This window comes from Pseudoflavonifractor hominis (assembly GCF_014288125.1).
GTDB classification, from domain to species: domain Bacteria; phylum Bacillota; class Clostridia; order Oscillospirales; family Oscillospiraceae; genus Pseudoflavonifractor_A; species Pseudoflavonifractor_A gallinarum.
Genome location: NZ_JACOPR010000001.1, coordinates 336,726 through 356,044, shown reverse-complemented (window position 1 = coordinate 356,044; position 19,319 = coordinate 336,726). Strand labels below are relative to the sequence as shown.

17 protein-coding genes, 5 tRNA genes and 1 riboswitch are annotated in these 19,319 nt (G+C 63.6%); of the genes, 7 read left to right on the top strand and 15 right to left on the bottom strand.

The window, feature by feature from the left end:
- The first annotated feature begins 129 nt into the window (after positions 1–129).
- Positions 130–1,263, top strand: a complete 1,134-nt coding sequence (locus H8S34_RS01720; RefSeq protein ID WP_186962866.1) for an IS3 family transposase — start codon at positions 130–132, stop codon at positions 1,261–1,263.
- A 207-nt stretch (positions 1,264–1,470) separates the two neighbouring features.
- Here H8S34_RS01720 and H8S34_RS01715 read toward each other — a convergent pair.
- The 7 genes from H8S34_RS01715 to H8S34_RS01685 form a co-directional block, all read right to left on the bottom strand.
- A tRNA-Lys gene (locus H8S34_RS01715) sits at positions 1,471–1,546 on the bottom strand.
- A gap of 14 nt (positions 1,547–1,560) precedes the next feature.
- Positions 1,561–1,635: transfer RNA gene (locus H8S34_RS01710), tRNA-Gln, on the bottom strand.
- A gap of 66 nt (positions 1,636–1,701) precedes the next feature.
- A tRNA-His gene (locus H8S34_RS01705) sits at positions 1,702–1,778 on the bottom strand.
- A gap of 40 nt (positions 1,779–1,818) precedes the next feature.
- Positions 1,819–1,895, bottom strand: a tRNA-Arg gene (locus H8S34_RS01700).
- Between the two features lie 3 nt (positions 1,896–1,898).
- A tRNA-Gly gene (locus H8S34_RS01695) sits at positions 1,899–1,972 on the bottom strand.
- A 152-nt stretch (positions 1,973–2,124) separates the two neighbouring features.
- The gene (locus H8S34_RS01690) at positions 2,125–3,480 is read right to left on the bottom strand and encodes an MATE family efflux transporter (RefSeq protein ID WP_101693635.1); all 1,356 of its coding nucleotides are present in this window, start codon (positions 3,478–3,480) and stop codon (positions 2,125–2,127) included.
- A gap of 208 nt (positions 3,481–3,688) precedes the next feature.
- Positions 3,689–4,363 carry a C40 family peptidase gene (locus H8S34_RS01685; RefSeq protein ID WP_279287823.1) on the bottom strand — a complete coding sequence of 225 codons (675 nt, stop codon included), beginning with the start codon at positions 4,361–4,363 and terminating at the stop codon, positions 3,689–3,691.
- 121 nt (positions 4,364–4,484) lie between these two features.
- Here H8S34_RS01685 and H8S34_RS01680 point away from each other — a divergent pair, with 121 nt between their 5' ends.
- Complete coding sequence (locus H8S34_RS01680) at positions 4,485–4,763, top strand: FeoA family protein (RefSeq protein ID WP_101693633.1); 279 nt, start codon at positions 4,485–4,487, stop codon at positions 4,761–4,763.
- The gene (gene feoB / locus H8S34_RS01675) at positions 4,754–6,895 is read left to right on the top strand and encodes a ferrous iron transport protein B (protein ID WP_186962955.1); all 2,142 of its coding nucleotides are present in this window, start codon (positions 4,754–4,756) and stop codon (positions 6,893–6,895) included. The genes H8S34_RS01680 and feoB overlap by 10 nt, the downstream gene beginning before the upstream one ends.
- A gap of 66 nt (positions 6,896–6,961) precedes the next feature.
- Here feoB and H8S34_RS01670 read toward each other — a convergent pair whose 3' ends face one another.
- Positions 6,962–7,234: a hypothetical protein gene (locus H8S34_RS01670; RefSeq protein ID WP_101693632.1), complete on the bottom strand. Its 273-nt coding sequence runs from the start codon at positions 7,232–7,234 to the stop codon at positions 6,962–6,964.
- Positions 7,235–7,324: 90 nt separating this feature from the next.
- Entirely contained in the window at positions 7,325–8,098 is a 774-nt protein-coding gene (udp, locus tag H8S34_RS01665; protein WP_101693631.1) for a uridine phosphorylase, read from the bottom strand.
- Between the two features lie 232 nt (positions 8,099–8,330).
- On the opposite strand from udp, the gene H8S34_RS01660 reads away from it, so the two are divergent.
- The 4 genes from H8S34_RS01660 to metK all read left to right on the top strand — a co-directional run bounded on the left by H8S34_RS01660 (position 8,331) and on the right by metK (position 14,248).
- Entirely contained in the window at positions 8,331–9,029 is a 699-nt protein-coding gene (locus tag H8S34_RS01660; protein ID WP_186962864.1) for a hypothetical protein, read from the top strand.
- Between the two features lie 251 nt (positions 9,030–9,280).
- Positions 9,281–11,404 carry a sodium-translocating pyrophosphatase gene (locus H8S34_RS01655; RefSeq protein ID WP_235964170.1) on the top strand — a complete coding sequence of 708 codons (2,124 nt, stop codon included), beginning with the start codon at positions 9,281–9,283 and terminating at the stop codon, positions 11,402–11,404.
- A gap of 115 nt (positions 11,405–11,519) precedes the next feature.
- Positions 11,520–12,764: an adenosylhomocysteinase gene (locus H8S34_RS01650; protein WP_186962863.1), complete on the top strand. Its 1,245-nt coding sequence runs from the start codon at positions 11,520–11,522 to the stop codon at positions 12,762–12,764.
- 85 nt (positions 12,765–12,849) lie between these two features.
- Positions 12,850–12,965, top strand: a riboswitch (SAM riboswitch).
- Positions 12,966–13,063: 98 nt separating this feature from the next.
- Positions 13,064–14,248 carry a methionine adenosyltransferase gene (gene metK, locus H8S34_RS01645; RefSeq protein ID WP_101693627.1) on the top strand — a complete coding sequence of 395 codons (1,185 nt, stop codon included), beginning with the start codon at positions 13,064–13,066 and terminating at the stop codon, positions 14,246–14,248.
- A gap of 270 nt (positions 14,249–14,518) precedes the next feature.
- Here the strand turns inward: metK and H8S34_RS01640 are convergent, their stop codons facing one another.
- The 6 genes from H8S34_RS01640 to H8S34_RS01615 form a co-directional block, all read right to left on the bottom strand.
- Entirely contained in the window at positions 14,519–15,574 is a 1,056-nt protein-coding gene (locus H8S34_RS01640; RefSeq protein WP_186962862.1) for a BMP family lipoprotein, read from the bottom strand.
- A 476-nt stretch (positions 15,575–16,050) separates the two neighbouring features.
- Entirely contained in the window at positions 16,051–16,467 is a 417-nt protein-coding gene (locus tag H8S34_RS01635; RefSeq protein WP_186962861.1) for a 4Fe-4S dicluster domain-containing protein, read from the bottom strand.
- Entirely contained in the window at positions 16,448–16,771 is a 324-nt protein-coding gene (locus H8S34_RS01630; RefSeq protein ID WP_101693624.1) for a (2Fe-2S)-binding protein, read from the bottom strand. The genes H8S34_RS01635 and H8S34_RS01630 overlap by 20 nt, the downstream gene beginning before the upstream one ends.
- Positions 16,768–17,847: an NAD(P)/FAD-dependent oxidoreductase gene (locus tag H8S34_RS01625; protein WP_186962860.1), complete on the bottom strand. Its 1,080-nt coding sequence runs from the start codon at positions 17,845–17,847 to the stop codon at positions 16,768–16,770. Before H8S34_RS01625 ends, H8S34_RS01630 begins: the two co-directional genes overlap by 4 nt.
- Entirely contained in the window at positions 17,844–18,155 is a 312-nt protein-coding gene (locus H8S34_RS01620; RefSeq protein ID WP_101693622.1) for a (2Fe-2S)-binding protein, read from the bottom strand. Before H8S34_RS01620 ends, H8S34_RS01625 begins: the two co-directional genes overlap by 4 nt.
- 14 nt (positions 18,156–18,169) lie before the next feature.
- Positions 18,170–19,300, bottom strand: coding sequence for an NAD(P)/FAD-dependent oxidoreductase (locus tag H8S34_RS01615; protein WP_186962859.1), 1,131 nt, complete (start codon positions 19,298–19,300; stop codon positions 18,170–18,172).
- Positions 19,301–19,319: the final 19 nt, after the last annotated feature.

Genomic DNA, 19,319 nt, shown 5'->3' with positions numbered 1-19,319 from the left:
TAATAGATTAGCATATTAGGGATAATTTGTATATAGTTTAATTTTCCAGGGAAACTTGCAGTATTCTGTGAACTCTCTATACACTTAAATTGCCGTAAACAGCAAAATAAAGTGAAAGGAGATCACATAATGCGTTACGATGAGAAAGAAAAACGTACATTGGTCAGTCTATATTACAACGGAAAATCGGTTACTGAGATCTGCCAAGATCACCAGATTCCCAGAAGCACTTTTTACAGTTGGATTCAAGCCTATCGGCCTGTTGAATCTAAGGACAGTTCCCGCACCATTACCCCAAAAGATTTTGATACCCTTCTCCGCCGCTGTGGAAAGCAGGAACAAATTATCGCGGTTTTGAAATCCATTCCTGCGATCACCAACGCGACAACTCAGGAGAAGCTTGCAGTACTGGAACCGCTCTATGGCCAGTTTAGTGTCCATGTTCTCTGCAAAGCCTTAGATGTTCCGAGGGGAACCTTTTACAACCACATCAAGCGGAACAAACGGGATAACAGCTCCTATGCCAAACATCGGGAAGAACTGCGAACGGCAATTCAGGAAATCTTTGAGGAAAGCCGACAGACGTTCGGGAGTGAAAGAATCTGTGCTGTGCTTCATGAGCGCGGTTATCGAGCTGGCACAACATTGGTACGGGAACTTATGACTGAGATGGGGCTGAGCAGCGTATCCACCACTTCTAAACGACAGTGGAAAAAATCCAACAGCTATGAGCGGAAAGCTAACATTTTACAGCGGCAATTCCATGTAGATGCACCGAACTGCATCTGGATCAGTGATGTTACCTGTATGAAACTGAAGGATCGGTATTATTACCTCTGTGCCATTGTTGATTTATATTCCAGGAAAGTAATTGCCCATAAGGTATCCACTCGGAACAGTACACAGCTAATCACGGCGACGCTCAGGATGGCCTACGATTCCAGAATGCCGGGAGAAAATTTGATCTTTCACAGCGACCAGGGGAGTCAATATACTTCCCATGCCTTCCGTCAGCTACTGAAGAAATTAAAAATCACACAGTCGTTCTCCAATGCGGGAACGCCCCATGACAACGCCGTGATGGAATCCTTCTTCGCTATGTTCAAGAAGGAGGAGTTTTACCGCAGTACTTACCGCTCCGAGGCTGAACTGCGAAAGAAGATTGACGAATACATTGCCTTTTATAATCAAAAACGCCCGCATACCACTCTGAACCTTCAAACGCCAGAGCAATATGAGGACGCATTTTTTAACGAACAATAGAAGTTCTGTTTCTGGAAAGCGGGGTTCGGATTTCAGATTTTTTGCTGCTTCTGCCGCTGTTTTCAACTGTTTGGATTTTAATGTCCAGATTCGCACGGACCGCTGATCACGGCAAAACCCTTGAATAGCAAGGCTTTGAGGATAAAACAAGGGCCGACTTTTGGGACAGTCCAAACAATCTGTTCCAAAAGTCGACCCTCGTTCATATGGTGACCCGTCGGGGATTCGAACCCCGGACCCACTGCTTAAAAGGCAGTTGCTCTGCCGACTGAGCTAACGAGTCATATTCAGATAAAATGGCAGGGATGGCTGGGTTCGAACCAGCGAATGCGGGAGTCAAAGTCCCGTGCCTTACCACTTGGCTACACCCCTACATTACGCAAGCCCAAAAGGGAAGGGCCGGAGCGGACGCTCCGGCCCTTCCGCCTTGAGTTGTTATGGGGTGGGTAATGGGACTCGAACCCACGACCCTCGGAACCACAATCCGATGCTCTAACCAACTGAGCTACACCCACCATATGTACAACCGCTGGACACCACCACGCCGTGTGGTAATGGCACGCCTGAAGGGACTCGAACCCCTGACCCACTGCTTAGAAGGCAGTTGCTCTATCCACCTGAGCTACAGGCGCATATGGAGCGGGTGATGGGAATCGAACCCACGCGACCAGCTTGGAAGGCTGGGATTCTACCATTGAACTACACCCGCATGGGCTTGCGGACGCCTTAGCGATGTCAGCTCAGTTATAATAGCATGGGTCTGTCCAAATGTCAATTACTTTTTTTGAAAATTTTGAAAAAAGCGGGATGGGAAACAAAAGGTCCCTCCCGCGCCCGGAGGCAGGGGAGGGACGGAGTACATCAATTCTCGGCCTCCAGGGGCTGGATGACCCGCTGGTAGAGATGCCGCAGATAGAAGATACACAGCAGGAAGGCCACCAGCTCCGCAATGGGGAAGGACCACCAGATCAGGGTCAGGTTCCCGCTCAGGGAGAGGAGGTAGGCCGCCGGCAGGAGGACCACCAGCTGACGGATGATGGAGATGACCATGCTGAGGAAGCCGTGGCCCAGGGCCTGAAGGGTGGAGGACACGATCACGTTGAACCCGGCGAACAGGAAGCTGATGCAGATGATCTTCAGGGCGGGCACGCCGATGGCCAGCATGTTCTCGGAGGCCTTGAAGAGCATCAGGATCTGGGCGCTGAAGAACTGGATCACCAGGAGGCCGGCCAGCATGATGAGCACGGCCGCGATGATGCACAGCCGGATGGCCTGCACCATGCGCTCCTTCTTCCGGGCGCCGTAGTTGTAGGCCACGATGGGGACCATGCCGTTGTTCAGGCCGAAGATGGGCATGAACACGAAGCTCTGGAACTTGAAGTAGATGCCCAGCACCGCCGTGGCCGTGGCCGTAAAGGCGCCCACGATCTGGTTGAGGCCGAAGGTCATCACCGAGCCGATGGAGTTCATCACGATGGAGGGGATACCCACCGAGTAGATCCGCAGGATGATGTGGCCGTCCGGGCGGAAGCCCCGCAGGGAGAGGTGAATATCATGGTTGCAGGCGGCATTGAAGAAGAACGCCAGGATGCCCGCCACGATCTGTCCGGTCACGGTGGCGATGGCCGCGCCGGCAATGCCCATCTGGGGGAAGGGTCCCAGGCCGAAGATCAGGATGGGGTCGAGCACGATGTTGATGACCGCGCCCACGCCCTGGGTGATCATGGTATAGAAGGTGCGCCCGGTGGCCTGCAGGAGCCGCTCCATGGTGATCTCAATGAAGATGCCCACACAGCCCAGGGAGCAGATGCGCAGGTAGAGGGTGCCGTACTCCACGATCTGGGGATCGGTGCTCTGCACGGCGAAGAAGACCCGGGCGGCCAGGGTGCCCAGGACGGTGAAGACCAGGCAGCTGATGACGGCCAGAAAGACCGCGTTCTCGGCGGCCCGGTTGGCGATGTCGTAGTTTTTCTCGCCCAGGCTGCGGGAGAGCAGGGCGTTGACGCCCACGCCGGTGCCCACCGCCACGGCGATCATCAGGTTCTGAATGGGGAAGGCCATGGAGACGGCGGTGAGGGACTCCTCATTGATCCAGGAGACGAACACGCTGTCCACCACATTGTAGAGGGCCTGGATCAGCATGGACAGGATCATGGGCAGGGACATGGTAAAAATGAGCTTGCCCACCGGCATAACGCCCATTTTATTTTCGGTCATAGACGCACCTCCAGCAAAATTGGAGCCGCAGCACGAGGCTGCGGCCAGAGTAGAACGGATTTACAAATCCTATTCTACCGAGATTTGGAGGAAACGTCAACTATGAAGCACGAATTTTGTTAGAAAAAACGAAAAAGCGGCAGAACCCAGGGAGAGGGGGGCTCCCTTTGCACAAAAGGGAACCTCAGCATGCCAAAAAAGGAGCGGCCTAGGAGGCGGGGAGCCAGCCGGGCCGGGCGGCCAGGGCAAACCCGGCCCCCGCGGCGTCGGCGGTGATGACCACGCCCCCCAGACTGCGGGAGCAGTGGAGCACCGGCACCGTGCCGTCGGGGGCGGGCGTCAGGGCCAGCCCGATGTGGGAGAGGTCGGGGAAGCAGAGAAGGTCCCCGGGCAGGAGGTCGGACCAGTCGATGGGGGTGCTGGCGGCATACTGGGCCCGCACCCCGTCCCCCACCAGGGCAAGGGCGTCGGAGTCCTCCAGGGTGTTGGCCGCGGCCCAGGAGACCAGGCCGGAGCAGTCCAGACCGTAGGGGAGGCGCTTGCCCGAGTCGGCGCAGCCGGGGGCGGTGACCTGCCGGAGCTCTCCCCAGGCCGGGTCCCAGCCGGGGGCGGCGGACTTTCCGCCCCAGAAGTAGGGCACATGGCCCACCAGGGTGCAGGCGTGCTCCAGGAGGGCCCTGCGCTGGGGGGAGAGGGAGGCGGGCAGGGCCTCCAGGGCGGCGCGGGCCGCGGGGACCATGGCGGGGGCGGAAGGGGTCTCCCGCCCGGGGGAGCGGAGGGGGAAGAGCAGGGCCAGGCACAGGCACAGGAGGACCGCCCCCCAGCACAGGGGGATGGCGGCGGCTCCGGTGGGCCGGGCGGGACGGACAGCCGGACGGGGCATCCTCTCAGACTCCTTTCGGGGGCACGCCGGGGGCGCGAACACCATAGGATAGGAGGAGGAAACTCCCTTTCCTCCTGGCAGAGACTGCCAACATCATCCATATGTCCGGAGGGTTTCATATATGAGAGAACAACCACGACTGAGCGCCCTGGGTGTGGGCGAGGAGGCACGGGTGTGCCGGGTGGAGGCCGCCTCGGCCCTGAGGCGGCGGCTGATGGATCTGGGGTTGGTCCCCGGCACCCGGGTGACCTGTGTGGGCAAGAGTCCGGCGGGGGACCCGGCGGCCTATGCCTTCCGGGGAGCGGTCATCGCCCTGCGCCGGGCGGACGCGGAGGAGGTCTGTCTCTTTGCGGGGGCGGAGCTCCCCCTGGAAGAGGAGGCGGTGGGCGCATGGGACTGACCGCGGCCTCCACCGGTACGGGCGCGGTGGAGGGGAAATGGGTCCTGCGCCGGGAACACCCGGAGGACCGGGTCATCGCCCTGGCGGGGAACCCCAACGTGGGGAAATCCACCCTCTTCAACGCCCTGACCCATCTGCGGCAGCACACCGGCAACTGGCCGGGGAAGACGGTGGCGGCCGCCCAGGGGCGGTGTGAACACAAAGGGCGGGGCTATCTGCTGGTGGATCTTCCGGGGACCTACTCCCTCCTGGCCCGCTCGGCGGAGGAGGAGGCGGCCCGGGATTTTCTCTGCTTCGGCGGGGCGGACGCGGCGGTGGTGGTGTGCGACGCCACCGGGCTGGAGCGCAACCTGAACCTGGTCCTCCAGACCCTGGAGCTCCACAGCCGCACGGTGGTGTGCGTCAATCTCCTGGACGAGGCGGAGCGGAAGGGGATCTCGGTGGACCTGGCGGAGCTCTCCCGGCGGCTGGGGGTCCCGGTGGTGGGGACGGCGGCCGGCCGGGGGGAGGGGCTGGAGGAGCTCCTGGCGGCGGTGGAGGACGTGATCGCCCATCCGCCCCAGGCAAAACTCCCCCGGTATCTCCCGCCCATCGAGCGGGCGCTGGAGGTGCTGACCACCCAGGTGTCCGGGCGGTGCGGGGCCCTTCCGCCCCGGTGGACGGCCCTGCGCCTGCTGGACGGGGAGAGCTCCGCGCTGGCGTCCATCACACAGGCCCTGGGCCGGGACCTGCGGGAGGAGCCGGGCATCGAGCGCTGTCTCACCGAGGTGCGCGCCGAGCTGGCCAGGGCGGGCCTGGAGGGGGAGCTGCTCCGGGAGCGGCTGGTCTCCTGCCTCATCTGGCGGGCCGAGGACATGGCCCACGCCGTGGTCTCCTCGGTTCAGCCGGACAGCAACCGCCGGGACCGGCGGCTGGACCGGATCTTCACCAGCCGTCTGACCGGGATCCCGGTGATGCTCCTGCTGCTGGCCGGGGTGTTCTGGCTGACCCTGGCGGGGGCCAACTACCCCTCTCAGCTCCTCTCCCAGGGGCTGTTCTGGCTCCAGGACCGGCTGAGCGGGCTCTTTACTTACCTGGGCGCGCCCCAGTGGCTCCACGACATGCTGGTGCTGGGGGTGTACCGGACCCTGGCCTGGGTGGTGGGAGTCATGCTGCCCCCCATGGCCATCTTCTTCCCCCTCTTTACCCTGCTGGAGGACTTCGGATACCTGCCCCGGGTGGCCTTTGTGCTGGACCACGCCTTCCAGAAGGCCCACGCCTGCGGCAAGCAGGCCCTCACCATGGCCATGGGCTTCGGGTGCAACGCGGCGGGGGTGACCGGGTGCCGCATCATCGACTCCCCCCGGGAGCGGCTCATCGCCATGCTGACCAACAGCTTTGTGCCCTGCAACGGCCGCTTTCCCACCCTGATCGCCCTGATCTCCATGTTCTTCGTGGGGACCGCCGGGGGATGGGGGGAGAGCCTGGGGGCGGCGGTCCTCCTGACGGGGCTCATCGTGCTGGGGGTAGTCCTGACCTTCTGGGCCTCCCGGCTCCTCTCGGCCACCGTGCTGAAGGGGACCCCCTCCTCCTTTACGCTGGAATTGCCCCCCTACCGCCGGCCCCGGGTGGGGCAGGTGATCGTGCGTTCGGTACTGGACCGCACCCTCTTCGTGCTGGCCCGGGCGGCGGCGGTGGCCGCTCCGGCGGGGCTGGTGATCTGGCTGTGCGCCAATGTGGAGGTGCAGGGGGGGAGCATCCTCCAGCACTGCACCGCCTTTCTGGACCCCCTGGGGCGGCTGATGGGGCTGGACGGAGTGATCCTGATGGCCTTTCTCCTGGGCTTTCCGGCCAACGAGATTGTCCTGCCCCTGATTCTGATGACCTATCTCTCCTCCGGGAGCCTGCTGGAGCTGGGGGAGCTGGAGGAGATGCGGGCTTTGTTGGTGGAGCAGGGCTGGACCGGACTGACCGCGGTGTGCATGATCCTCTTCTCCCTCTTCCACTGGCCCTGCTCCACCACCTGTCTCACGGTGCGGAAGGAGAGCGGCAGCTGGAAGTGGACGGCGCTGGCCTGGCTTCTGCCCACGGCGGTGGGGATGGGGCTGTGCATCCTGACGGCCGCCCTGGCCCGCCTGTTGGGTCTTGTGTGAGCATAAGAAAAGAGGGGGAGAGCGCCATAGGGCGCTCTCCCCCTCTTAAAAATGCCTGCATGTTTTTTAGTCGCGGAAAACCAGGTGCAGCTTCCGGTTGGTGTTGGCGGCCTGGGTCAGGACGCCCAGCAGCTGCTTTCCCCAGCTGCTCTCCCGCATCAGGTCGGCCCCGATGAGCACCAGACCCAGGGAGGTTTCCCCGTCGCTGAGGGTGTCCGACAGGCAGGAGAGGACGTCGTCCCCCTCGGGCAGGGACAGGGCGCGGCAGAGATAGGGCGCCCCCCGCTCCTCATCCAGCAGGTGCCAGGCCTCCAGCCGCACCACGGTGGTTTCTTCCATTGGAAAGGACCTCCTTACATTTGAGAATCAAAATCGGCTGCCGCGCCGGCAGTTCGGTCCGGCGCGGCAGCGTTCCAAGGGGGCGTGGGATCACGCCTGTCTGGCCCGGTCGGCCAGGATGAGTTTTTTCAGGGCCTCAATGCCCACCTCGATGGCGGCGGAGAGATCGTGGCTCTCGGTCTGATCGAGGCCGGCCAGCTCCCGCTCCTGGTTCCAGATCACGTGGAAGCAGGAGCCGCAGCGCACCCCCAGGGCGGCGGCGCAGCAGAAGAGGGCGGCCGATTCCATCTCGGAGGCCAGCACGCCCAGGCGCTTCCAGGCCTCCCACTTGTGGAGCAGCTCGTAGGACACGGGCATGCGGCTGGGGTCGTGCTGCCCGTAGAAGGAGTCCTTGCACTGGACCACGCCGGCGTGCCAGGGCTTGCCCAGGTCCTTGGCGGCGGCCACCAGGGCCTCCTGGACCTCGTAGTCGGACACGGCGGGGAACTCGATGGGGGCGTACTCCCGGCTGGCCCCCTCGTGGCGGATGGCGCCGGTGGCGATGACCACGTCGTCGCTCTTGACCTTCAGGTTGATGCCGCCGCAGGTGCCCACCCGGATAAAGGTGTCGGCGCCGATCTTGTGCAGCTCCTCCATGGCGATGACGGCGGAGGGGCCGCCGATGCCGGTGGAGCACACGCTCACCTTTTCCCCCAGCAGGGTGCCGGTGTAGGTGGTGTACTCCCGGTTGGACTGGACCTTGACCGGGTTGTCGAAGTAGGCGGCGATCTTCTCGCAGCGGCCGGGATCGCCGGGCAGGATGCAGTAGCGGCCCACGTCGCCCTGCCCACACTGGATATGGAATTGCAGTTCATGCTCATGCATACAAAATCACCTCATGTTTCCAAATCAGAATCCGTTCAGAAGGAGAGCGCGGCGCGCAGCGGGGCGAAACCGCGCTCTATGTGCGGTTTGGAACAGCTTTATTATAGAACAGATCGAACAAAGTCGCAAGAACATTTGACATCTGCGCCGGTTTTGTAACCATTTGTTGTTGTTTTTTTGATCATATTACAGTACAATAGGGAAGCCGTATCCCATGGAAGCGAGGTGTCCTATGAAAAAGGCCGTTTCCCTGTGCGTGCTCGTCCTGTGCTGCTGCGTTGCGATCGGAAGTCTGTGCACCAGCAGTTTTTTCTTTGGGAGAGAACTGCCCGTGCGCAATACGATGCGCACCGCCTCCTCCGCCGCACTGCCCAGCCGCGGTGCCGCCCCGTCCCGCGAGACGGCGCGCCCTCCCCTGGACACAGGGGACGACGCCCTCCTGCTGGAGCGGGCCAAGGAAGTGCTGACGAGCCTGTCAGAGGAAGACTATGCCGCATTGAGTCAAATGGTCCATCCGGTCAAGGGTGTGACCTTCACCCCCTACTCCACCGTGGACCCGGAGAGCGATCTGTGCTTCCTGCCCGACCAGATCGCCGATGCCGCGGAGGACAAGACCCGGTATCTCTGGGGATTCCGGGACGGTGTGGGCGACCAGATCAGTCTGACCATACCGGAGTATATCTGTACCTATGTGTACAATGCCGACTATCTCTATGCCCCCGAGCAGGCGGTGGACCAGGTGCTGGCCAGTGGCAACGCCCTGGAGAATGTCCGGGAGATCTTCCCGGAGGACCGCTTTGTGGAGTGCTACTTTCCCGGCCTGCGGCCGGAGAAGGAGCAGTTCGACTGGTGCTCCCTTAAGCTGGTGTTTTCCGCCTATGAGGAGCAGTGGTATCTGGTGGGGCTGATCCACAGCGAGTGGGTCATTTAAGCCGGCGGTAAAAGCGCTCTCTGTCTGCGGACAGAGGGCGCTTTTTGATGGGTTTGATTTGGTAATAATGGATGAAAAGAAAAGGATAAAATCATATAAATTGTGTAAAGAGTAAAAATGATATTGTCAGTACAATTATGGAACAGGAAGAGCTTGCAAAATGCAGTGGATTTGCGCTAAGATTAAGGCATCAAAGAGAGAAGGAAGCCGCCCCTTAGCGTGGTTTCCACATGATTAAAGGAGTTGGGAAAATGAACGCACAGAACCTCTTCTGGATCGGGCTGGTGGGCGCGGTGATCGCGCTGCTCTTCGCCGTGGTCCAGAGCCGCAAGGTGCTCAAGTTCTCCGAGGGCACCGAACTGATGCAGAAGATCGCCTCTTCCATCCGTCAGGGTGCCAACGCGTATCTGAAGCGCCAGTATTCCACCGTGGCAAGGATCTTTGCCGTGGTCTTCGTGATCCTGCTGATCCTGGTGGCCACCAATCAGCTGGACAACTGGTTTATTCCCTTTGCTTTCCTGACCGGCGGCATCTACTCCGCCCTGGCCGGCTTCATCGGCATGAAGATCGCCACCTCTTCCAATGCCCGCACCGCCCACGCCGCGCACGAGAGCCTCAACCGCGGCCTGAACGTGGCCTTCTCCTCCGGCGCGGTCATGGGCTTCACCGTGGTGGGCCTGGGCCTGCTGGACGTGTCCGTCTGGTTCCACATCCTGAAGTATGTGGCCGGCTATGACGCCACCAAGATCGCCCAGACCATGGTTATGTTCGGCATGGGCGCCTCCTTCATGGCTCTGTTCGCCCGTGTGGGCGGCGGCATCTTCACCAAGGCCGCCGACGTGGGCGCCGACCTGGTGGGCAAGGTAGAGGCCGGCATCCCCGAGGATGACCCCCGCAACCCCGCCACCATCGCCGACAACGTGGGCGACAACGTGGGCGACGTGGCCGGCATGGGCGCCGACCTCTATGAGTCCTACGTTGGCTCCATCCTGGCTACCTTCGCCCTGGGCGCCTCCGCCTATGCCGGCGCCGACAAGGCCTGGAACGCCATGCTCCTGCCCGTGGCCATCGCCGTGGTGGGCGTGATCTGCTCCGTCCTGGGCACCTTCCTCATCCGCACCAAAGAGGGCGCCAGCCAGCGCGACCTGCTGGGCACCCTGCGCAAGGGCACTTACACCGCCGCCATCCTGGCTGCCATCCTGGCCGCTCCTCTGACCTACTTCATCCTGGGCAGCATGGGCGTCTATGTGGCCATCCTGGCCGGTCTGGTGGCCGGCTGCGCCATCGGCTACTTCACCGAGTACTACACCTCTGATACTTACAAGCCCACCCAGAAGCTGGCCGACTCCACCGAGACCGGCGCCGCCACCACCATCATCGGCGGTATCTCCCTGGGCATGATGTCCACCGCCGCTCCTGTGGTCATCGTGGGCATCGCCATCATTGTCTCCTTCCTGGCCGCCGGCGGCTCCCTGTCCACCTCTTCCGCCGACTATGCCGAGCTCTTCAATAAGGGCCTGTACGGCATCGGCATCGCCGCGGTGGGCATGCTCTCCACCCTGGGCATCACTCTGGCTACCGACGCCTACGGCCCCGTGGCCGACAACGCCGGCGGCATCGCTGAGATGAGCGGCCTGGGCGAGGAGGTCCGCAACCGCACCGACGCCCTGGACTCCCTGGGCAACACCACCGCCGCCACCGGTAAGGGCTTCGCCATCGGCTCCGCCGCCCTCACCGCTCTGGCCCTGCTGGTCTCCTATGTGGACGTGGTCAAGGGCAAGATCGGCGGAGAGATCGACCTGGCCCTCACCAACCCCGCCGTGCTGGTGGGCATCTTCGTGGGCGCCATGCTCACCTTCATCTTCGCTGCCCTCACCATGAGCGGCGTGCAGCGTGCGGCCCAGTCCATCGTGGTGGAGGTCCGCCGTCAGTTCAAGGAGATCGCCGGCATCATGGAGGGCAAGACCGATCCCGACTACGCCTCCTGCGTGGACCTGTGCACCCGCGGCGCCCTGCATGAGATGGTGGTTCCCTCTCTGCTGGCCATCGTGGTGCCCATCGTCACCGGCTGCATCCTGGGCGTGGAGGCCGTTGTGGGCCTGCTGGGCGGCGTGACCGTCACCGGCTTCGCCATGGCCGTGTTCATGTCCAACGCCGGCGGCGCCTGGGACAACGCCAAGAAGTACATCGAGTCCGGTAAGCACGGCGGTAAGGGTTCCGACTGCCACAAGGCCGCCGTCATCGGCGACACCGTGGGCGATCCCTTCAAGGATACCTCCGGCCCCTCTCTGAACATCCTCATCAAGCTGGTCTCCACCGTGTCCATCGTGTTCTGCGGTCTGGTCATCAGCGTCAGCCAGTTCTTCCTGGGCTAATCGGACACACTCTGCCCCGCGGACCCTCCGGTCCGCGGGGTTTTCTTTTGACGGGCAGTCTGCTATAATCATTCCAAAGGAAAACATACCATCACAAACAGGAGGTCATGTCCCCATGAGCATCGTAAAAGACAGGTCCCTGGCCGAGTCCGGCCGCCGGAAGATCCAGTGGGTGCGGGATTTCATGCCCGCCCTGGGCGGGATCGAGGCCCGCTTTGAGCGGGAGCGCCCCTTTGCGGGATTGCGGGTGGCCGTATCCGTCCATCTGGAGGCCAAGACCGCCAATCTGGGCTATGTGCTCCAGAAGGGCGGGGCGGAGGTGCGCCTGACCGGCTCCAACCCCCTCTCCACCCAGGACGACGTGGCCGCGGGGCTGGACAGCATGGGGGTGGAGACCTTCGGCATCCACGGCGCCACGGCGGAGGAGTATGAGGCCCATCTCATCGAGACCATGCGCTTCAAGCCCCACCTGGTGGTGGACGACGGGGGCGACCTCATCCACCTGCTGGGCGGGAAGTGCGCCGATCTGGGGGAGAACCTGATCGGCGGCTGTGAGGAGACCACCACCGGCATCCTCCGCCTGCGGGCCCGGGAGCGGGAGGGCATCCTGCCCTGCGCCATGATGGCGGTCAACGACGCCAAGGCCAAGCACTACTACGACAACAAGTACGGCACAGGCCAGTCGGTGTGGGACGCCATCATGCACACCACCAACCTGGTGGTGGCGGGCAAGACCGTGGTGGTGGCCGGATACGGCTGGTGCGGCAAGGGCGTGGCCATGCGGGCCAGCGGCATGGGGGCCAACGTCATCGTCACCGAGGTGGACCCCTTCAAGGCCCTGGACGCCACCATGAACGGCTTTAGGGTCATGACCATGGACGAGGCCGCCGCCCTGGGCGACGTGTTCGTCACGGTCACCGGCTGTAAGGACGTCATCACCCCCCGCCACTTTGAGAAGATGAAGCACAACGCCATCCTCACCAACGCCGGCCACTTCGACTGCGAGGTGGACGTGGCCTCCCTGGCCGCCATGGCCGTCAAGCGGGAGGTCCGCCGGGACTCCATCGAGGGCTACACCCTGCCCGACGGACGGGTGCTCAACGTCATCGGAGAGGGCCGCCTGGTCAACCTGGCGGCGGGCAACGGCCACCCGGCCGAGATCATGGACATGTCCTTCTCAGTCCAGGCCCTGGCCCTGGAGTGGCTGGTGAAGCACCGGGACGAGCTGGAGAAGAAGGTCTACAACGTGCCCGACTCCATCGACGACGAGATCGGCCGGGTCAAGCTGGCCGCCATGGGATTGCACATCGACGCCCTGACCGAGGACCAGCGGGCCTATCTCAACGGCTGGAAGGCATAAATGCCATAAATCCCAGCAATATAGTTGGAATTGACTCTTGACAAGTTTCGGCAAAGAGGATAGAATACCTTGTACCAACTGAATAGCCTTATCGAGAGAGGTGGAGGGAACGGCCCTATGAAGCCCGGCAACCTGCCTGAACGCCGTAACACGCGGGAAGGAAAGGTGCCAAATCCGGCGGTGTAAATCGAAAGATGAGGATGGACAACAAGACTCCATGCGCTCCGCCGTCCGGCGGAGCGCTTTTTTGTGGTTCCCGTTCTCGGCAAGGCGTGTATTTTGGAAAGGAAGGAATCAAATTGGCAAAGCGACTTTTTACTTCGGAATCCGTGACCGAGGGACATCCCGACAAAATCTGCGACCAGATCTCCGACGCGGTGCTGGACGCCATTCTGGAGCAGGACCCCATGGGCCGCGTGGCCTGTGAGACCACCGTCACCACCGGTCTCGTCAACGTGATGGGCGAGATCACCACCCACTGCTATGTGGACATCCCCAAGATCGCCCGGGAGGTCATCCGGGAGATCGGCTACGACCGGGCCAAGTACGGCTTTGACTGCGACACCTGCGCCGTCATCACCTCCATCGACGAGCAGTCCGCCGACATCGCCCTGGGCGTGGACCAGTCCCTGGAGGCCAAGGAGGGCGGCCAGGGCGAGGACCTGACCAACGGCGCCGGCGACCAGGGCATGATGTTCGGCTATGCCTGCGACGAGACCCCCGAGCTCATGCCCCTGGCCATCTCCCTGGCCCACAAGATGGCCATGCGCCTGACCGCGGTGCGCAAGGAGGGCCTGGTGGACTACCTGCGCCCCGACGGCAAGACCCAGGTCACCGTGGAGTATGACGAGAACAACAAGCCCGTCCGGGTGGACGCGGTGGTCCTCTCCACCCAGCACGGCCCCGAGGCCAGCCTGGAGCAGATCCGCAAGGACATGATCGAGCTGGTCATCAAGCCCACCATCCCCGCTGAGCTGCTGGACGAGAACACCAAGATCTACGTAAACCCCACCGGCCGCTTCGTGATCGGCGGTCCCCAGGGCGACTCCGGCCTCACCGGCCGCAAGATCATCGTGGACACTTATGGCGGAAGCGCCCCCCACGGCGGCGGCGCCTTCTCCGGCAAGGACCCCACCAAGGTGGACCGCTCTGCCGCCTACGCCGCCCGCTGGGTGGCCAAGCACGTGGTGGCGGCCGGTCTGGCCAGCCGCTGCCAGGTCCAGCTGGCCTACGCCATCGGCGTGGCTGAGCCGGTCTCCATCCGGGTGGACACCTTCGGCACCGGCAAGGTCTCCGACCTGGCCCTGGAAGAGGCGGTGGAAAAGACCTTCGACCTGCGTCCCACCGCCATCATCCGGGACCTGGAGCTGCGTAAGCCCATCTACCGGAAGCTGGCCGCCTACGGCCACTTCGGCCGCACCGACCTGGATCTGACCTGGGAGCGCACCGACCGGATCGACGCCCTCAAGGCCAACCTGAAGTAAGAATTTTATCTCGTGTGAGGAAAAATCCCCCGTTCCGCCGACTGGCGGAACGGGGGATTTGCGTGTCGAACCAGTTCGACACGCTTCTCAAAAATGCAAGCATTTTTTCGAGGGGATGCAGGCCGCCGCATGCACTCGCTGATGCTCGCACACTTGCGGCCTGAGAGGAGTGTTTTCCGACGTACACGCCGCCGGAAAACACGATTAAACTTTGTTCCGCCGTCTGAGGACAGCGGAACGGGGGATTCTGTTTTGCGGCAGGGTTCAAGCTCAGAAAGAAATCTGATCCTGCTCAAATTCGTTGGGCACCTGGATCTCGCCGGATTTGATGGCCAGGAAGGTGTCCTCCACCGCCTGGACCGCCTCGGTGGAAAGCTGGGCCTTGACGGCGTCGTTCCAGTAGAAGTTCACGCAGCCGTTGCCGGTGGTCATGAACATGGGGGCGGACTCGGTGATGGTGCCGGCCATGATGGCCTCGGTGGCCTGGCGGTAGGCCTCCACGTAGTCACACAGGACGTTGCCCATGAGCTGCTCCGGGGCGTACTCGGTGTAGTTGCCCAGCATGCCGAAGGCGCGGGCTTTGCCGTTCTCCTGGACAGCCTGGAGGGCGGAGGGCTGGGCCTCGTTGGTGTTGCTGAAGATCACGTCCGCGCCGGCGGCGAGCTGCTCCTGCACGGCGGCATAGGCGGCCTCACCGTCGGGACCGTCCAGAACGGTCTCCAGGATCTCCACCTGGGGGTTGACGCTCTTGGCGCCCAGGATGAAGCCGTTGGTGGTCTTGTTGATGGCGGGATAGTCGGCGCTGCGGCTCACGCCCAGAATGCCGCTCTCGGTGGTCAGACCGGCCAGGACGCCGGCCAGATAGGCCCCCTCCTCGGCGCACATGGTGATGGGGAAGAGGTTGTCCTTCACCTGGTCGCCGCCCACGGTCACGAACCAGGTGTCGGGGTACTGCTCACACAGGGCGGCAAAGGGGGCGGCGCACTGGCCGCCGTGGCCGTAGATGATGGCGAAGCCCTCCTCGGCCATGGCCTGGGCCGCGGCGGAAATGGCCTCGTCGGTGGAGGCGGTCTCCACCTTCACGCTGTATCCGTAAGTAGCCTTGATTTCCTGGGCGGCCTTGTCGGCCACGCCGGAGAAGCGGTCCTCCGCCGGGTCGCCGGGCAGCAGGAAGCCCACCTTGGTCTGGGAGGGGTACTCCACTCCGGCAGAGGGGGAGGCGGGACGCTGGGAGGACGTGGGGGAGGGCGCGGCAGAGCCCGCCGTACAGCCCGCCAGACCGGCCCACAGGAGGGCCGCCAGGAACAGGGTCAGAACTTTCTTCATAAATCTTTCTCCTTTTTTCTCATGTAACCGATTTCCTGAAACATATTAGCACAGAGAATGGAGAAGAGTCAAACGCAGGAATAGACAAAAAGCGCCCTGGGAAGCCCGCAGGCCTTTGGGCCAGATGCGCAAAAAGAGAGCGCCCCGGCACCGACCGGGGCGCTTCTCAAAAACGCAGAGCGTTTTTTCGAGGGAGATGCAGGCCGCCGCAAGCACTTCGTCGGGGCAAAGTCCGTACCGTTCCCCCTGGCCTTGCGGCCAGGGCTCACTTCACTCCCTTGCCCCTCCTCTCCCAAACAAACCCGCTTCGCTGGGCTTCGTTTGGGTTCCCGGCTCGCACACTTGCGGCCTGAGCGGAGTGTTTTCCGACGTACACGCCGCCGGAAAACACGATCTTGACTCTCTTCCGCCGTCTGCGGACGGCGGAACTCTGCGAGGCGCTTGCGGCAACCCGTCTGACGAGAAGCCCGCGGGTGTTATCCCCGCCAGGGCTTCATGCCCCGGACCTGCTGGACCAGGTCCTTGGGGACGGCCATGCGCACCAGATTGGTGTGGTCGTAGGCGGGGACCGAGAGGACCTTGACCACCCGCCCGGTGCACAGGGTCTCGCCCAGGTTGTTCCGGGCCTCCACCTCCAGCCCCACCGGGGGGAGGGGAAGATACTCATAGGGGAAGTCGATGGTGGCCTCGCTCTCGCTGAAGTCGGGGTCGATCAGGAAGCAGGCCTGACCGGGGCAGGCGGCCACGCAGGCCCCGCAGCCCACGCACTTCTCCGGGTCGGCGTGGGGGAGCTCCGTGATGTCGTCTCCCACCACGATGGCGTGGGTGGGACAGGCGAACTGACAGGGATTGCAGGGGATGTGCTCCTTACAGTCAATGAGAATCCGGCGCATGGACCTCTCCTCCTTCCTCGCTCTCCACCGCGCCGTCCACGGTCTCGGCCAGCAGACTCAGGCGGATGGGCATGATGGGCAGACGGATGCTGCCGGGGAGAAACTGGTCCACCGGCAGGTGGTAATAGGCGCTTAAAATCTGGGCGATGAGGCGCTTGCAGGTGCGGCCCTGACAAAAGCCCATGCCCGCCCGGGTGCGCTTCTTGATGGCGTCCAGGGAGTCATCTCCCAGCCGGATGGCCTCCATGATCTCCTCCCGGGTCACCTCTTCGCAGCGGCAGACGATATCGCGTTCCTGTTTCATGCCTTCCAGACCTCCTCTTTCGCGCGGCGGCGTTTTTCTCCAAAGGGTCCCTGGCGCAGCCGGTCCAGGCGGCCCTGGATCTCGGCCCGGCGGCCCTCGTAGGTCCCCTCGTCCAGCAGGCCCAGGCGGTAGGCGGCCCGGGTGCCGGCCAGGCGGCCCTCGTCCAGAGCGGTGCTGGCCTCCTCGATGCCGGCCAGGTCGCCGGCCACCAGGATGTTGGAGCGGCTGCTCTCCATGTGCCGGTTGTGGCGGGGGAGCTTTCCGCCCAGGGGTCCGGACCAGACCAGGTCGCACCCGCTCACGTCGGCCAGCTCCACCCGGGGGGTGAGGCCCACGGCCAGGCAGAGGGTGTCGCAGGGGATGACCTGCTCGGTGCCCGGGATGGGGGCGAAGTGCTCATCCACCTGGGCGATCTCCACGGCCTCCAGGGAGCCGTCGCCCATGGCCCGGGTGACCGTGTGGCTCAGGAGGACGGGCACGCCCGCCCGGCGGACCTTTCCGGCGTGGACGGCGTAGCCGGAGAGCTTGGGGGCGGCCTCCAGGATGGCCTTGACGTTGGCCCCCGCCTGGAGGAGCTGATAGGTGACGATGAGGCCCACGTTGCCCGAGCCCACCATCACGATGTTCTGCCCGGGCAGGACGTGGTGGACGTTGGCGAAGGTCTGGGCCGCGCCGGCGGTCATCACGCCGGGGAGGGTGCAGCCGGGGAAGGCCAGGGCGTTCTCCGAGGCGCCGGTGGCCAGGATGAGGTAGGAGCCCTGGTAGCGGACGCTCTCGGTGTCGTTGGCGGCGGTGACGCTGCCGTCGGGGAAGATGCCCCACACCCGGCGGCCCAGGTGGATCTCCACCCCGGCCTCCTCGGCCTCCTGGAGCAGCTGGCGGCCGATGGCGAAGCCCCGGGTCCCGGCGTAGTGCTCCCGGGAGCCGAAGAACTTGTGGATCTGCTTGAAAAGCTGGCCGCCGGGGCGGTCGTTCTCGTCCAGCAGGAGGACCTTGGCACCCTGCCGTCCGGCCTCGATGGCGGCCCCCAGACCGGCGGGTCCGGCCCCCACCACGATCACATCATAGTGTTTCATGAAGCGCTCCCTCCATTTCCCTCCTGGGTGCGGACGGTCATGCCCTCCCGGACCCGGGTGATGCAGGTTTTCACGTTGGGCTTGCCGTCCACCTCCATCACGCAGTCGGTGCACTGGCCGATGCCGCAGAAGAGGCCCCGGGGCTCGTGATAGCGGGCGGTGTGGCGGAAGGTGCGGATGCCGTTGGCCATGAGGGCGGCGGCGATGGTATCTCCCTCCCGGGCCTCGATGGGGGTGCCGTCCACCGTGATGTGGACCACGGGGCGCTCCTCCACGGAGAGGATGGGATGTTGTTGGATCCGATGCATCAAAATTCCTCCTTTCAAAGGGCAGAGACGGTACGGTCGGGGGAGAAGGCGTCGCCCTCCCACACGAAGCCCTCGTCCAGGGCGCGCACCAGCACGCGGGCGGCGGCGGGGGCGATGGAGAAGGCCCCCTTGAAGCCGGTGAAGTGGAAGAGGTTGGGGAAGGAGCGGCTGAAGCCGAAGATGGGGAGCCCGTCGTGGGTGAAGGGGGTGACGCAGGCCCAGGCCCGGACGATCTCCAGGTCGCCCAGGGTGGGGAAGTGGTCCAGGAAGGTGCGGGCCGTGAGGCACAGGCCGGGGAGCGTGACCTCCCGGCTGTCCACCCCGGAGGTCTCGGTGGCCTGGGCGATGATGACGCTGCCGTGGGCGGTCTGCACGCCGCCCAGACCGATGTGGCGGCGCAGGGACATGTCCCGGTGAGCCAGGAACATCTCGCCGCCCACGATGGGACCCCGGATGCAGGGGGGAATGGGCTGGGAGACGAAGGCGGTGGCCCGGTGGTAGCCCAGGGGGATGGAGAGCCCCAGCATCCCGGCCAGATCCAGGCTCCAGGCGCCGGCGGCGTTGACAAAGAGGTCGCCCTCCACCCGGCCCTGGTTGGTCTGCACGGCGGTGACGGTGTCGCCGCAGGTCTCAAATCCGGTCACGCAGGTGTGGAGGCGGATCTCCGCCCCGGCGTCCTCGGCCTGGCGGTAGTAGTGGAGGGTGGTGAGCAGGGGGTTGAGCTTGCCCTCATGGGGGCAGTGGAGCACGCTGTGGATCACCGTGTCGTCCAGGAAGGGCTCCACCTCCCGGGCCTCCTTTCCCACCAGGATGCGGGCGGGCTCGCCCAGGCGGCGCAGGGCGTCGCAGACGGGGAGGGCCCCCTCGTACTGGGCCTCATCCTGGAGGACCACCACGCCGCCGGAGCAGTCGTATTCGATGGTCTCTCCCAGGTGGGAGAACTCCTCAAAGGTCTCGCAGGCCAGGGCATAGTGCCAGGGCTCGATGCGGTCGAAGAGGGAGAGCTGCCCCAGGTTGGCGCCCGAGGCGCCGCAGGCCAGTTCGCCCTTTTCCAGCACGGTGACCGGATGTCCGGCCCGGGCCAGAGCCGCTGCCGCCGCGGCGGACATCAGACCGCCGCCGATCAGTACCACACGTGGCTTCATGGGAAAGGCTCCTTTCATC

Excerpts from the sequence above, each read along its gene's own strand:
- H8S34_RS01720 (WP_186962866.1), top strand. The coding sequence starts at position 130 with ATGCGTTACGATGAGAAAGAAAAACGTACATTGGTCAGTCTATATTAC.
- H8S34_RS01690 (WP_101693635.1), bottom strand. The coding sequence starts at position 3,480 with ATGACCGAAAATAAAATGGGCGTTATGCCGGTGGGCAAGCTCATTTTT.
- H8S34_RS01685 (WP_279287823.1), bottom strand. The coding sequence starts at position 4,363 with ATGCCCCGTCCGGCTGTCCGTCCCGCCCGGCCCACCGGAGCCGCCGCC.
- H8S34_RS01680 (WP_101693633.1), top strand. The coding sequence starts at position 4,485 with ATGAGAGAACAACCACGACTGAGCGCCCTGGGTGTGGGCGAGGAGGCA.
- feoB (WP_186962955.1), top strand. The coding sequence starts at position 4,754 with ATGGGACTGACCGCGGCCTCCACCGGTACGGGCGCGGTGGAGGGGAAA.
- H8S34_RS01670 (WP_101693632.1), bottom strand. The coding sequence starts at position 7,234 with ATGGAAGAAACCACCGTGGTGCGGCTGGAGGCCTGGCACCTGCTGGAT.
- udp (WP_101693631.1), bottom strand. The coding sequence starts at position 8,098 with ATGCATGAGCATGAACTGCAATTCCATATCCAGTGTGGGCAGGGCGAC.
- H8S34_RS01660 (WP_186962864.1), top strand. The coding sequence starts at position 8,331 with ATGAAAAAGGCCGTTTCCCTGTGCGTGCTCGTCCTGTGCTGCTGCGTT.
- H8S34_RS01655 (WP_235964170.1), top strand. The coding sequence starts at position 9,281 with ATGAACGCACAGAACCTCTTCTGGATCGGGCTGGTGGGCGCGGTGATC.
- H8S34_RS01650 (WP_186962863.1), top strand. The coding sequence starts at position 11,520 with ATGAGCATCGTAAAAGACAGGTCCCTGGCCGAGTCCGGCCGCCGGAAG.
- H8S34_RS01640 (WP_186962862.1), bottom strand. The coding sequence starts at position 15,574 with ATGAAGAAAGTTCTGACCCTGTTCCTGGCGGCCCTCCTGTGGGCCGGT.
- H8S34_RS01635 (WP_186962861.1), bottom strand. The coding sequence starts at position 16,467 with ATGCGCCGGATTCTCATTGACTGTAAGGAGCACATCCCCTGCAATCCC.
- H8S34_RS01630 (WP_101693624.1), bottom strand. The coding sequence starts at position 16,771 with ATGAAACAGGAACGCGATATCGTCTGCCGCTGCGAAGAGGTGACCCGG.
- H8S34_RS01625 (WP_186962860.1), bottom strand. The coding sequence starts at position 17,847 with ATGAAACACTATGATGTGATCGTGGTGGGGGCCGGACCCGCCGGTCTG.
- H8S34_RS01620 (WP_101693622.1), bottom strand. The coding sequence starts at position 18,155 with ATGCATCGGATCCAACAACATCCCATCCTCTCCGTGGAGGAGCGCCCC.
- H8S34_RS01615 (WP_186962859.1), bottom strand. The coding sequence starts at position 19,300 with ATGAAGCCACGTGTGGTACTGATCGGCGGCGGTCTGATGTCCGCCGCG.